Below are 13,820 nucleotides of genomic sequence, written 5' to 3' on the forward strand. Positions count from 1 at the left end.
AGTTCGACGCGCTACACTCATATGCCAAAACTGGCGCTGAACTTCTGAACTCTTGGGCCCGAGGAGAGGGGCAGGGGGACTTGGGGCCGGTCGAGATGTTGCTCTTTCTGACGACATGGCACCGCCGGGCGTCGCCACCGAATGTTTCAGAGCACCCACAGATGTCCCTGGGGGCACGGCGCGACTACCACGCATTTCTGACCACGCCGATCATCCGGCAGGCGCTGACGGTCGTTATGCAGGAATACGATCAGATGGCACCAGTTCTGGCCAGGCCCGTGCGTTCCGGCCTCCACGCTCTGGCGCAGGGCTCGTTGTTGCAGGTCTTCGCGCTGACAGTTGGCATCGGGCGGATCGCCGAGAACCCCGTGGATCGGGTGATCGCGGTATTGCTTGCAAGCGATGCAGACGGGCAGGGACGAATGCAGGACGTACTCAGATCATGGCCTCTCTCGCTGCGACGACGCATACTCTGGCCGGTTCTGGCGGGCTCAGCGCGACGAGAGAGAGCGCGAGATCACCGAGAAGGCCACGCGGCGATGCCAGTCTCACAAACACCGGTCCGTCCAGTCTCATAAATACCGGCACAGAATCTCATGAACCCCGGTCGGTTTTTCAGGGAAGTGCTTGAATCTAATAAATTCCGGTCATCCGACAGATTCAGTCCTCAGCACTTGAATTGGCGGAGGCACCGTTTCAAGGGACGCTCCGCCCTGATATTCTGGACGAATTGCGCTACGTCCGGCACAACAAGGCCGTGTTTTGGTTCATAGCAAACGAAGATCGAAAGGCGGTGCAGGTGTTGGCTGTTTTCTTCGGCGGGCAGGATCACATTCGCCATATGTTGGCGCGTTTGCTCGCTGGCGGCCCCGAGTAGGGCAGGGGTTACAACCCCGCCGCCTTGGTGAGGTTCACCCGGAACCGGTCGCGTCTGCGCTGATACCGGCGGGTCATTTCCGCCGAGGCATGGCCGAGCTGCTTTTGAACGTAGCGCTCATCGACCTCGGCGGAACTGGCAAGGCCGGCGCGCAGGGAATGGCCCGAGAACAGCGCAAGACGGTCTTTCTCGGACAAGTCCGCGCGAATGCCTGCGTCCAGAACACTCTGCTTGATCAGCCGTGCGACGTGCTTGTCGCTCAGGCGCGCTTCAAGCGCCGTCTTGCCATCGCGGGATGTCCGCACAAACAGCGGGCCGAAGTCGATCTTGGCGAAGTGCAGCCAGTGCTCCAGCGCATGCACCGGGCAGGTCTGGTCGCTGCTGCCGCGCCCGACCTCGACCTCACGCCAGCCGGTCTTGGCGTTGAGCGTGAGCAGGGCGCCCGCATCCATAATCTCGATCCAGCCGCCAGAGTCGGGCGTGTCGTCCTTATGTAGATCCAGACTGACAATCTCGGAGCGCCGCAACCCGCCCGCATAGCCCAACAGCAAGATCGCGCGATCGCGCAGCCCTCGCAGGTTGTAGGGCAGGGTGGCCACCATCGCCAGAATGTCGTCGCGCAAGATCGCTTCTTTCTGCACTGGCGGGCGCGCATGCTTGCGCTTGATCCCGGCCAATACGGTGGCGATGTGGCGGTTCTTGCGATCAAGGGCAAAGCCGCGCTGCGCGTAGTTCCAGCCAAGGCCGGACAGGCGGCGCTCGATGGTCGAGACCGACAGGGCAGGGGCCTTGCCCGCCGGAGACGCCAGATCGGCAAGATACAGGCCGATCAGTTCCGGCGATGGGGGCAGGGGCTCCGCGCCCTTCATCCGACACCAGCGCGCGAAATGCGCCCAGTCCTTGCCATAAGCTTTCAGCGTATTCTCGGACGCGGCGGCGCGGGCATAATCACGAGCCGTGTCCACCAACCGATCCAATGCGCCGGACCCCGCAACATGCGCGGGCAGTGCGATCGGGCTCTCATCGTCGTTCATAGCTGGGCCTCTCTCGTGAAGTTGGCACCCTCTTGACCTGCGTGGGCATGATCGGATCGACGAGAACGCGGGCCGGAGGAGCGACGCTGTCGACTATTGCTTCAAGTCTCATGAATGCAGACTCGCCCAGTCTCATAAATACCGTTCGGAAATCTCATGAACTCCTGTCTCTTTCGCGGCGCAAGTGCCTGAATATCCAAGATTCCAGTCATGAAGCGTGAATCCAGTGTTGAATTGTGAACTTTAGCCGCGTTATTGGCACCCTATTTTGTATTGTCCGATAAGGCAAACTTATTGGACATGACTGAAAGTGGCAAGCTGGGGCGGTTTTTGCGCAATTTACTGGATGAAAGCGCCGTGATGAAATAGTGTCGTGCCATGACATTTGCCCGCGACACTCTTATTGGCGATCCCGATAGGCTACCCCGAATGCCCGTCTGGGTCACCTCCGCGCGTGCCGAAACCCTTGAAGATGTGGCGTTTTTGTCAGGGGCTGCACTCAATCATCTGCATCTTGTGTTGAGCCGAGTTGACCTCCCCCACGCCTTGTTGCGGGACCGGCTCGCGCTGCGTGCCGCGGAGGCTTGTGTCGCGTTTTCCGGTCGTCCGGAGCGGGCGGCGGAGCTGCGCGATACCGTGCACCTTCTGCGCCCCGGCGATCTACCTGGACCGGCCGGCGAAATATATCTGTCCTGGCGGCGCGCGGCGGAGCGATCAGTGTCGATCAAGGCGCTGCATCGGGCCTTGCCCCAATATCCTCCCGAAACGCTCGCGATCTGGCTGGATGCGGGGCAGGGGGCGCCGGTGGCGTGCGCCGCGATGGCGTTGGAGGCGGTTCTGACGCAGGCACCGCGTGCCGACGTGCCGGCGCTGATCCTCGCGGATGCCGCTTTGGCGCAGGCGCTTGGCTGGGACTATCTGCTGCCCGTGTTGGCGGGCGGGCTGAAACGCGCGGATCTGCGCAAGCGGGGTGACGATTTGCGACTGGCGTGTCATCGCGCCGTGACTGCCTCGGCGCTTGAGGCCACGCGACTTGCCGCCAATCTGGCGCGCCGCGCTGCGCATCTGAAAACCGTTGCGCCGAAGCTGCGCGCGAAAGGGGCAGGGGAGGCGGTGGCGATCTTTTTGACGCGCGACGCGGTCGCCCCCTCGGCACTGCCCTTGCCGGACCGCGCCGCGCGGCGGCTCTGCGACCGGCTGGTTGATCTTGGGGCGGTGCGCGAACTCACCGGGCGCGACACCTTCCGGCTTTACGGGGTGTGAGCATGGCCAAGGAGAGACTCGATCTGGACCGCGACTTGCCCGACCTGCCGCCCGAGCTGCGCTGGCGCGAATGGATGCGCCGGATCGAGGCGGTGCTGTTTGCATCTGCGTCCCCGGTGCCGCGCGCGGATCTGGCGCGCGTGGTGGGGCAGGGGGCGTCGGTCGATCTGCTGATCGCGGACTTGATGGCGGATCTGGAGGGCCGGTCGTTCGAGGTCGCGAAAACCGGGGATGGCTGGATGTTGCGCACGCGTCCCGCCTATGCAGATGCGATCCGCGCGGCTGCGGATGTCGGCGATCAACGGCTTGAACTGTCCGAGTTCGACATCGCCGTGCTCGCCGCCATCGCCTATCACCAGCCGATCACCCGCGACGGGCTGAGGGACATTTTCGGCAAAGACATCAGCCGCGACCTGATCGGGCGGCTGCATGCGCGCGCCCTGATCGGAACTGGGCCGCGGTCGCCTCGACGCGGGGCGCCCTATACCTTCGTGACGACCGAGCAGTTCCTTGTCGCGTTCGGTTTGGAAAGCCTGCGCGATCTTCCCGATCGGGAGCAGCTGGAAGATGCGGGGGTTGCGGGCGAAGCACCACAGGTCGATTTCGGGTAACGAGTTGCCGATGTTGTTGGACGCTAAGGATTTGTGAGAGCACTGTTTTTCCTCCCCATGGTTTCGAATCTTGCCGGTCTCCGTTGCCGATACATGATGTAAACTCTGCTGTTCTGTTTATCGTTTCATCTGCACTGCAACGATTCATGAGGTGCCCCAGAAATATTCACAATCTCAATGTGATAATCGTTTCGTCCTTTTGACGAAGTCGGCTTTTGCTTCCTGACGCCTGAATTGTTGCAAAACCCGTGAAACGAAAGCTTGCGCCGAGGAAAAGTTTAGGTGTATCAATGGCCTAATCGTTTCACACTTGCGGGAAATCGTTTCATGGCCTTGTCGGATCAAGACATTCTCGACTTTGTCGGCGAGAATCCGGGCGCCGGACGCGATGCCATCCGGAAGGGCGTTGCAAGGGATGTGAGCGAAACCACCGTATGGCGTCTCTTAAAGCGCATGGTGGATGAGGGTCGCCTCGAAGTATCCGGCAAGGGCAGGGCGACGGGATACAAGATCGCCGGGGGTGCGGTCATCCGGGCACATTTGTCGACGCCGTACAACAGGCGGGCGCCGGTGTCTTATCATCCGGAGTTTCTCGACGCATACATCCCGGGAAAGACCTGGTATCTGTCTGCCCCAGACCGCGAAATACTGTTGGAGGCAGGCCGTCCGCAGGGCGGCGCAATTCCAGCCGGAACATACGCGCGCCGGATCCTTGAACAGCTTCTGGTCGATCTGAGTTGGGCATCGTCTAGGATGGAGGGGAATACCTACGATATTCTGCAGACCGAGCGACTGATCAGGTTTGGCGAAGAAGCTGCGGGAAAGGATCGAAAAGAAGCCCTGATGATCCTCAACCATAAGGAAGCCATCCAGTATGTCGTAGACAATCTTGATGAGATTGGGCTTCGGCGTCCGGATCTGTTCGCGATCCATGCGCTGCTCTCAGACGGTCTTTTGGCGGACCCGGCGATGTCGGGCCGGTTGCGTGCGATGCCGGTCGGAATCTCGCACTCGAGCTATCGACCGCTCGACGATGCGGTCACGATCGCAGAGGAGTTCGACATCCTGCTGCACAAGGCTGCGCAGATCGCCGATCCGTTCGAGCAGTCCTTTTTCCTCCTGGTGCACATCCCGTACCTCCAGGCCTTTGCCGACGTCAACAAGCGGACGTCGCGCGTGGCCTCGAACATCCCACTTCTGAAGTCGGACCTTGCGCCGATGTCGTTCACGACGATGGACGACAGCGACTATATCGACGGGCTCATCGGGGTGTATGAGCTGAACAACGTCGCGTTGCTGCGCGAGGTCTACATGGACGCGTATTTGGCTTCCGCCGAAAAGTACCGAATTCTCCGCGCTGAGGTTGAAAGCCCGGAAAAAGCAGCCCTTGCCTATCGAGAGTTTGTTCGCGCCGCGGTCCGGCGTTGTGTTCTCGAGTTCAAGGAGTTCCGAACCGATGCGGTTGATGAGATGGCTTTGGCTGCTGGCGTACCCGATGCTGATCGAGCAGACGTTGTCGCTTACGTCCGTGAGCAGATCGCGGGGCTCCACGAAGGCAACGTAATCCGCTATCGGTTGAAACCAGATGATCTGGAAGGAGTGAACCTGCGCTAGATCGCCGATCGGATCGGACCGAAGAACGTCGACGCATCAAAAGCGCATTCAATTATTGCGATAGTCGTTGCAATGATGGGCATCCAAAATAGTGTGGTTCGGAGAGGGTTCCGATAATGTCTTCAATACTCAAGTTTTTCCGAATTACATTCTTTCTCGCCCTGTATTTCTTCTTGTGCATGGTCGTGGTGACCACAATGCTTCAGGGTTGGCCAGTTGGCGGCCAGATGCTGTTTGCATTCGGTGTTCCTGTCATTCTGGTCTGGTGGCAGGAAAAACGGAGATCGCGGAAAGTCGCTGCAAAAGCGCAAGCCGAGGGAAGTTCCGAAACCCGAACCTCCCGATCTGAGCCTGTAGCCCGACCAAGTGCCTACGACAAACGTATCGAGCGTGAACGCGAACGAACACGCGAAGCCAATGCGCCCAAAGCACCGGCTGCCGTTCAAGCCTACTCCCCACCAAAGCAGGACTACGCCGAAATCGTTCTGGCTGGAAAGTCTGCGGCGCCGGCACTTGCAGCGGCCGCTGAACGAAACCAGCCCACGCGAGTGGCATCGAGTGCATCGGCCCGATCATCGAAAAGCGGGTGGGTCCCGTCTAGCGAAACAGCTAGCGTGGCCGGCCGCAACATCGGCGGGATGGTCTATGTCGGCACGCCTCCCTTGCTGAACACCTACGGGTATCGTGACAAGTGCCGAGCCTATATCGATCCGTCCCTGTCGGTCGCGCGCTCTGGAGCCGACAAAGCTGGTGAAGGTATGCCCTACTGGCCAGGGTACTCGGATATCTCACCTCAGTGCCGGGCGACCTACCTGCATTGGTTGGCCAGCGGGCGAAACGATGCCTCCTACAAGCCCGGCTACATGTTCCTGTATTTTTATGGGTTGGAGCGTCGATTCTTCGTCGATCAGTCGAACGAAGATGCCAAGGATATCGTCCAGGAAGTTCGGCGGCTGCAGTCACTTTACCCTGACAACCACTCGGTCAGACGCTATTTGGGTGAGTTCCTTGACATTGCGATGCTTGCCGAAACCGACCTCGACGCTATCGAGCCGATTTTTGATAAGCAGGGCTGGGAACTTCCGTTCTCACTCAAATACGCAATCGGAGCTCGGATCGACAAAGGCGAGAACCTGACGGCTGACTGGTTGCTGAGTTGGTTCATGTGCCATCCGGAAACAAATTTGAGAACTCCCGCGACTCGGTGCCGTGACGAGTTCATCGCTCTTTTCCGCATGCGGTTTGATCGGCGTTTTCCTGATGGGCTCAAGGTGTCCAAACCCCGGAAGTCACTCACGGCATCCTATCGGGCCGCTTCCAGCGAGTTTCAGGGGTCCGCCAACCCAACCGTGGACGGCAAGCCGGTCCCGGATATTTCCGGCCTGCGCAAGCCGGTCGAGATTGCCCAGGAGTTGGCTGACGAGGTGATGAACGATCTCGACAAGCTCAGTCGCTTCTTGGGCCGAAATCCTGACGGTCGCGGAAGCGTGGAAGCGCATGCCTTGTTGCCCTCTGATCTATGGGATGCCTTCCCATCAGAGGAAATGGACCGCTTGAAATCTTGGGCAAGCACTATCGTCGATCGGGGGGGATTGGTGCCGCTTGAGGAGGTGATCGGACGTCTGGAGGGAGAAACGAACGAGAAGATCGGTAAACGGCAGATGACAGGAGCGGCCGACGCGCTCGCCCGCCTCGGTTTCGGTCTGGCGCCCGACCCTCGGTTTGCGCTCCGGTCGCCCAAGGCGGAGGAGCCTGTTGTGCTGTTTAGCCTGGGCGAACCCATCGAAAGACTGGAGGAAGTTTCCGACAGCTATCGAAGCGCCTTGATTGAATTGGCATTTGGGTCGTTCGTTGCCCATGCGGATGGTCGCATCGCGGAGCCTGAACGCAGGGCGCTGGAAAATCAAGTTTCTGCCGCGGCCCTCAGCGATCAGGAACGCCGCAGGCTGCGTGCAAACCTTGAATGGTTCCTGGCAGTGCCACCGGACATGACGCTTCTGCGGCGCAAACTGAAGGAGGTCGGGCAAGATAGCCAGACTGCCATCCGCGCAGCACTGGTTAGTGCAGCACATGCCGACGGGATTATTCACTCCGACGAAGTCGCGAGCATCGAGAAAGTCTACAAAGCTTTAGGCCTTGACCCTGCGCTTGCCTACTCAGACCTGCATGCTGGCGAAGTCGTTGATGGTCCCCGCACTGTTCGTGCATTGCAACCGGGTCGCCCGGGCGAAGCGATACCCGATCTTGAAAAAGCCAGCGGACCCAAACTCGACGCTTCGCGGATCGCAGCAATCCGTTCAGACACCGAGCGCGTGTCTTCCGTCCTCGGTCAGATTTTCGATGTCGAAGAGGAAGAAAGCGGTGTCTCCGCGCCTGCCAGCCAAAGCCAGCTTGCAGGGCTTGACCCGAAACACGGTGCCCTCGTTCTCGAACTGGTCAATCGGGAGCATTGGTCTGAAACCGAGTTCGAGAAGGTCTGCGCCTCGCATGGTTTGATGGTGTCCGGGGCTTTGGAAGTCGTGAATGAATGGGCCTTTGAGACCTACGATGAAGCGCTTCTCGACGAGTATGATGGATATGACGTGTCTCCGGACATTGTAGAGGCATTAAAAGAAAAATGAATGGGGAGGGCAGGGATGTCGAAGTTGAAACCACGTGAACGCGATGCAATCGTGCAGGCGCTTCGAGCAGGGGTCGTACCCAAGCTCGGCTTGCGTCATATCCAGGTCGGCCGCGTCCGGGAAATTGAAGAGCTCGTCAAAGACATGGACCGGATATCCGATGGCGGTTCGGCCATCCGGTTCATCATTGGCGAATACGGATCGGGCAAGACGTTTTTCATGAACCTGATCCGCCTCGTCGCCCTCGAGAAGGGTCTGGTTGTGATGTTTGCGGATCTGGCACCAGACCGGCGTATTCACGCGACCGGCGGGCAAGCCCGAGGGCTCTATGCCGAGATGGCTCGAAACCTGTCGACGCGGACAAAGCCCGATGGCGGGGCATTGGCCAGCGTGGTGGAGCGGTTTGTCAGCCAGGCTCACCGAGACGCTGAAGAACGGGATTTGCCCACGGGATCTGTCATTCGTGAACGCCTTGGCCACTTTGAAGAACTTACCGGGGGGTTTGAGTTCGCTGAAGTCATCCGTCGATATTGGGAAGGCCATGAGACCGGCGACGACGAGTTGAAATCCGCGGCTCTGAGGTGGTTGCGCGGTGAATTCGCCACACGCACCGACGCGCGCAAGGCGCTTGGAGTGCGCACCATTGTCGACGATGCCAGTGTCTATGACCACCTGAAGCTGATGTCTGCATTCGTGTGCGAGGCGGGTTACAAAGGACTGCTGGTTGGCCTCGACGAGATGGTGAATCTTTACAAGCTCACCTCGTCTCAGGCCCGCAATGCGAACTACGAGCAGATCCTCCGGATCCTTAATGACGTGCTGCAAGGCAGTGCCGAGAACCTCGGCTTCCTCATGGGCGGAACACCGGAGTTCTTGATGAACACCCGTCGAGGGCTCTACAGCTACGAGGCCCTCCAGTCGCGTTTGGCCGAGAACACCTTCGCGCGAGACGGATTAGTCGACCTTTCGGGACCGGTTGTCCGGCTGGCCAGCCTGACCCCTGAAGACCTCTTCGTTCTTTTGGCCAATGTCCGGCGGATCATGCAGGACGACGCCGGTGCTTTGCCGGACAACGCGCTCGAGGCCTTCATGGCGCATTGTTCAGATCGGATCGGCGAAGCCTACTTTCGGACGCCGCGCAATACGGTGACGGCATTCGTGAACTTGCTTTCCGTGCTCGAGCAAAACCCCGGTGTCGAATGGAGCGATCTGATCGATAAGATCGAGGTCTCCGAAGACCTCGGCGAAGACATGACCGAGGTAGACGAGTCGACTGGTGCCCAAGGCCCCGGTGACGATGATCTGATCAGCTTCAAGCTCTGACGCCGATGAGCAATGCGTTCGACAAATTGGCGAGACCTGTCCAGAAATGGATACGTCAGCAAGGATGGCACGAGCTTCGCGACATCCAGGCGCGATCCATCCGGACGATCTGCGAGACCAATGCCGACTTGATCGTTGCGGCAACGACAGCGGGCGGAAAGACCGAAGCGGCGTTTCTGCCGCTGATTTCACAGGCGCTTGACGAACCGTTTGAAGGATCCGGCTTCGACCTGCTCTACATCGGCCCGCTGAAAGCGTTGATCACGGATCAGGCCATGCGGCTGGAGGGCATCTGCCAGGAAACACAGCTTCCGGTTGTTCCCTGGCATGGGGATGTTTCACAGTCGATCAAGACGCGCGCGTTGAAATCTCCAAAAGGGATCCTGCTGATAACCCCAGAGTCCCTAGAGGCGCTGTTCATTCGTCGCGGTTTGGAAATAGCCCGCCTGTTTGGGGCCACTCGGGCGGTCGTGATCGACGAATTGCACACGGTTTTTGATAGTGAACGCGGTGTCCAGCTTCGTTCACTGCTCACAAGGCTTGAACTCGCGATCAAGCGCCCAATCCGACGCATAGGTCTGTCGGCTACGCTGGGCGACATGGACCTCGCCAAGGCCTATCTTCGCGCTGATGCAGCTAGCTCTGTCCAGCTCATCGAAGCAGAAGGCGGCGAGGCCGAATTGAGGCTCCAGCTTCGCGGCTACGTATCGGGCGATGAGGATGAAAGCAGCCCATCCGCAACGGACGCCATCGCAGCCCATCTGTTTAAGCATCTTCGAGGCAGCGACAACCTGGTCTTCGCCGGAGCGCGCCAACGGGTCGAGATTTACGCAGATCGTTTGCGTGAGCTTTGCGAACGGGAACACCTGCCACAGGAATTCTATCCCCACCACGCGAGCCTCTCCCGCGAACATCGTGACTTCGTGGAACGCCGCCTCAAGGACGCAGCAAAACCGACAACGGCGGTTTGCACGTCAACGCTCGAGCTTGGAATCGACATCGGTGACGTGACCTGCGTAGCTCAAATCGGGGCACCATTCAGCGTCGCGGCGTTGCGACAACGGCTCGGCCGCTCAGGCAGGCGCGAGGGACAGCCGGCCATACTCAGGCAGTACGCTGTCGAAGCCAAGTTGACGCCGGAGAGCAGTTTCGTGGATCGCCTTCGCCTCGGCCTGATCAGATCTATCGCGATGATAGACCTGCTGCTGGAAGGCTGGTGCGAACCGCCAAAACCGCAGGCGCTTCATCTCTCGACGCTCGTCCACCAGATACTGTCAGTCATAGCGCAGCGCGGCGGTTCGTCTGCAAGCTCGGTCTACAACGTCCTGTGCCGCGAAGGCCCCTTTCGGAAGGTCACAAACGAAGTCTTCGCAGATGTGTTGCGTGCGATCGGCCATCCAGAAACCGGCTTGATCGAACAGGCCGGAAGCGGGCTGTTACTTTTGGGACCGAGAGGCGAAAAGCTGGTTGAGCATTACAGCTTCTATGCGGTGTTCCAGACACCTGAGGAATTCCGTTTGGTTGCAGAGGGGCGGGATCTTGGAACCCTGCCAATCGACAATGTGCTTGCTCCGGGGATGCTGCTGATTTTTTCCGGGCGGCGTTGGGTAGTTCAGGAAATCCATGATCGTGAAAAGGTCATCGTCGTCAAACCTGCTAAGGCTGGTGTGCCTCCCGTCTTCGGCGGCGATGCAGGGGACATTCATGACAAGGTAATTGACCGAATGTTCGAAGTGCTCGAGGGGAATGCCAGTCCGGCCTATATGGACAATGTTTCCTTGACGATGCTGGAGGAAGCGCGTGCTCAGTATGAACAGCTGGGGTTTAGGGCCAATAACATCCACAGCATCGGCGAGCATACATCAATCATTGCGACGCGGGTCGGGACGGTGAAGACATCAACCCTCGCGCTTGCACTCAGAAGCGAGGGGCTTTCAGTCGAACAGCATGACGGGTTTCTGCTGGTGGAGGACGGGGATGAAACACCTGACCTGCAAACAGTGATTGAGAGAATAGCTGCAGGCGAGCCCGTCGACATCTTCGCCGGTACAGGAAACTTGGTTTCGGAAAAATTTCACCCATACCTGTCGCCTGATTTGCTGGCTCTAGATGCAGCCTCGTCTAGACTCGCTCCCAACTTACTATCAGACTTGGCTTCTGAACTGTTTAAGTAGTTAGAAAGGCCGAGTTGCGGCAGCAAAACTTAAGTCATGTCGTCGTTAACACTTGCGGAATGGAATGGGTCGCGTCGGCCAGATTTAGTCTTTAGGATGAAGGGTGTCAAAAGAATGACAGTAAAGGTATCAGTCAATTTTACTAATTGCTATGGTATTGATGCGTTAGCTCACACGTTTGATTTCTCAAATAAAAACATGCCCGTCCTCGTGTATGCGCCAAATGGCGTAATGAAGACTTCGCTTGCCAAGACTCTGAAGCAATACGCAAATAATAAGGAGCCGGAAGATATATTTTTTCCTGAACGAGAAAGCTCTTTCAGGATTTTCGATGAAACAGGTGCTGCGCTTGATCGCCAATCTATATTCGTAATCGACCCCATTGATGAAAAATATCAATCGGCTAGAATTTCAACATTGCTTGCAAGCGAAGACCTAAAATCTCGATATGATCAAATTTTTGGATCAATAGCAGAAAAGAAAGACGGTCTTTTAAAGAACCTTCGGAAGTCGTCTGGACTTACGAAAGATATTGACGTCTCAATTGCCGATGCGTTCAAAGTAAAGAAAGAAGATGTGTTGGTCGCGCTTGCGAGACTCGAGCGGGAAGTTCGAGAAGGCGCACATTCTGCATTCTCAGTCCTCAAATACAAGGTGCTGTTCAGTGACAAGGTGACCGACCTGCTCCAAAATGCAGATGTCAAGGCGTTAATCGATGATTACACCAAAATTTATGAGCAAATACTAGATCAATCCTCGTATTTTAAGAAAGGCGTCTTCAATCACAGTAATGCCGAAACGATTGCAAAAAATCTGAAGGCAAATGGATGGTTTGACGGTGGCCACTCAGTAAATCTTAATCATGATGGTAAGCGAAGCGAGATAAAGACTGACGGGGACCTGATCTCGGCAATAGAGGGTGAAAAGGATAGAATACTTAAAGATCCGAAACTGGCGGAAATGTTCCAAAAGGTGGACGGCACACTTACGACGGTCGAGTTGAGAAGCTTCCGTGACTATCTGATCGAAAACCCGTTCGTTGTCGCAGAGCTTTCGGATATTGATGCATTCAAGCAAAAGGTCTGGATTTCGTACCTGATTGAGAATGGCTATGAGTATTTCGAATTGATCCAAGAGTATGACTCAAGCAAAGAGAAGATTAGGGAAATCATTGCAGAAGCTGAGAAGGAACAGACACAATGGGAAGCCGTGATCGCGTTGTTCAATGATCGTTTCTCCGTGCCATTCAAGGTTCATGTGGAAAATAAAGGTGATGCAGTGCTCAATGTTTCCGCGCCACAGATTGCATTTTATGTCGATGATCGCGGAGGAGGCGCTGCACGTAAAACGGATAGGGCCATTCTGGATAGAGGTCTAAGCAATGGCGAAAAGCGTGCGCTATACATTCTGAACATTATATTTGAAGTTGAAGCCCGCAGAAAAGCGGGGATCGAGACACTCGTGGTTCTAGATGATATAGCAGACTCGTTCGACTACAAAAACAAATACGCTATTGTCGAATATCTCAGTGACATGCGCGCAGACGAAGCCTTCCACCTTATTATCTTGACTCACAATTACGATTTCTACCGCACGGTTCGTGGTCGTCTTGGCGTCTATGGTGAGAACAAACTTTTGAGTAATCGTCTGAATGGCGCACTTCAACTTGTTCCGGATAACCTAAGCGATAACCCATTTTCGGGGTGGAAGAAAAATCTGGCCGACCCCGTCGTTTTGGTGGCATCAATACCATTCGTCCGAAATCTTGCCGAATACGTGGGCAACGAAGTGGTGTTCGGACAACTCACAGCCTTACTGCACGTCAAAGATCGAACAAAGACTGTGTCGGTTGGTGAGCTGTTCGGCATGTACCAATCTGTGCTTGCGGAAGGAAGTTTCGCCAACTTCAACAATCTGAAAGGAGCGGTGTTTGATCTTTTGATGATCGCTTGTATTGAAATTTGCGAGGTCGAAGATGACAATCTTTCACTAGAGCAGAAGATCGCTCTTTCAATTGGAATCCGGCTGTTGGCCGAAGAGGTGTTGATCAGTAAGATAAATGACCCTGCGTATGTGGCGAACATCGGAAATAACCAAACTGGGAAACTGATTCGGAAGTATGAAAAACTGGGGGAGTGTGACGCGGGGGTGTTGCGCACAATTAAGCGCGTAGCTCTAATGACGCCCGAGAATATTCATCTAAATTCGTTCATGTTTGAACCAATTCTGGATATGTCGGGACATCATTTGAAATCGCTTTTTGCCGAAACAAAGGCCTGTGTTGATGCCTAGCCGTTTTGTCA

At 56.7% G+C, this 13,820-nt stretch carries 9 protein-coding genes; 8 read left to right on the forward strand and 1 reads right to left on the reverse strand.

Annotated features, from left to right (window positions below):
• Positions 1 to 161: 161 nt before the first annotated feature.
• Complete coding sequence (locus ACN0SD_RS15095; RefSeq protein WP_417809058.1) at positions 162 to 578, forward strand: hypothetical protein; 417 nt, start codon at positions 162 to 164, stop codon at positions 576 to 578.
• A 307-nt stretch (positions 579 to 885) separates the two neighbouring features.
• Here ACN0SD_RS15095 and ACN0SD_RS15100 read toward each other — a convergent pair whose 3' ends face one another.
• Positions 886 to 1,911, reverse strand: coding sequence for a tyrosine-type recombinase/integrase (locus ACN0SD_RS15100; protein ID WP_417809059.1), 1,026 nt, complete (start codon positions 1,909 to 1,911; stop codon positions 886 to 888).
• Positions 1,912 to 2,289: 378 nt separating this feature from the next.
• Between ACN0SD_RS15100 and ACN0SD_RS15105 the strand changes: the two genes are divergently transcribed.
• The 7 genes from ACN0SD_RS15105 (at position 2,290) to ACN0SD_RS15135 (ending at position 13,809) form a co-directional block, all read left to right on the forward strand.
• Positions 2,290 to 3,174, forward strand: coding sequence for a DUF1403 family protein (locus tag ACN0SD_RS15105; RefSeq protein ID WP_417809060.1), 885 nt, complete (start codon positions 2,290 to 2,292; stop codon positions 3,172 to 3,174).
• Between the two features lie 2 nt (positions 3,175 to 3,176).
• On the forward strand, positions 3,177 to 3,785 hold the full coding sequence (gene scpB, locus ACN0SD_RS15110; protein ID WP_417809061.1) for an SMC-Scp complex subunit ScpB: 609 nt from the start codon (positions 3,177 to 3,179) through the stop codon (positions 3,783 to 3,785).
• A 327-nt stretch (positions 3,786 to 4,112) separates the two neighbouring features.
• Entirely contained in the window at positions 4,113 to 5,399 is a 1,287-nt protein-coding gene (locus ACN0SD_RS15115; RefSeq protein ID WP_417809062.1) for a Fic family protein, read from the forward strand.
• 116 nt (positions 5,400 to 5,515) lie between these two features.
• Positions 5,516 to 8,020, forward strand: coding sequence for a TerB N-terminal domain-containing protein (locus tag ACN0SD_RS15120; RefSeq protein WP_417809063.1), 2,505 nt, complete (start codon positions 5,516 to 5,518; stop codon positions 8,018 to 8,020).
• Positions 8,021 to 8,035: 15 nt separating this feature from the next.
• Positions 8,036 to 9,343, forward strand: coding sequence for an ATP-binding protein (locus ACN0SD_RS15125; protein WP_417809064.1), 1,308 nt, complete (start codon positions 8,036 to 8,038; stop codon positions 9,341 to 9,343).
• Between the two features lie 5 nt (positions 9,344 to 9,348).
• Positions 9,349 to 11,517, forward strand: a complete 2,169-nt coding sequence (locus ACN0SD_RS15130) for a DEAD/DEAH box helicase (RefSeq protein ID WP_417809065.1) — start codon at positions 9,349 to 9,351, stop codon at positions 11,515 to 11,517.
• Positions 11,518 to 11,631: 114 nt separating this feature from the next.
• Positions 11,632 to 13,809 carry a hypothetical protein gene (locus tag ACN0SD_RS15135; RefSeq protein WP_417809067.1) on the forward strand — a complete coding sequence of 726 codons (2,178 nt, stop codon included), beginning with the start codon at positions 11,632 to 11,634 and terminating at the stop codon, positions 13,807 to 13,809.
• The last annotated feature ends 11 nt before the right edge of the window (positions 13,810 to 13,820 follow it).

Source organism: Thioclava sp., assembly GCF_048263065.1.
GTDB lineage: Bacteria > Pseudomonadota > Alphaproteobacteria > Rhodobacterales > Rhodobacteraceae > Thioclava.

Excerpts from the sequence above, each read along its gene's own strand:
- ACN0SD_RS15095 (WP_417809058.1), top strand. The coding sequence starts at position 162 with ATGTCCCTGGGGGCACGGCGCGACTACCACGCATTTCTGACCACGCCG.
- ACN0SD_RS15100 (WP_417809059.1), bottom strand. The coding sequence starts at position 1,911 with ATGAACGACGATGAGAGCCCGATCGCACTGCCCGCGCATGTTGCGGGG.
- ACN0SD_RS15105 (WP_417809060.1), top strand. The coding sequence starts at position 2,290 with ATGACATTTGCCCGCGACACTCTTATTGGCGATCCCGATAGGCTACCC.
- scpB (WP_417809061.1), top strand. The coding sequence starts at position 3,177 with ATGGCCAAGGAGAGACTCGATCTGGACCGCGACTTGCCCGACCTGCCG.
- ACN0SD_RS15115 (WP_417809062.1), top strand. The coding sequence starts at position 4,113 with ATGGCCTTGTCGGATCAAGACATTCTCGACTTTGTCGGCGAGAATCCG.
- ACN0SD_RS15120 (WP_417809063.1), top strand. The coding sequence starts at position 5,516 with ATGTCTTCAATACTCAAGTTTTTCCGAATTACATTCTTTCTCGCCCTG.
- ACN0SD_RS15125 (WP_417809064.1), top strand. The coding sequence starts at position 8,036 with ATGTCGAAGTTGAAACCACGTGAACGCGATGCAATCGTGCAGGCGCTT.
- ACN0SD_RS15130 (WP_417809065.1), top strand. The coding sequence starts at position 9,349 with ATGAGCAATGCGTTCGACAAATTGGCGAGACCTGTCCAGAAATGGATA.
- ACN0SD_RS15135 (WP_417809067.1), top strand. The coding sequence starts at position 11,632 with ATGACAGTAAAGGTATCAGTCAATTTTACTAATTGCTATGGTATTGAT.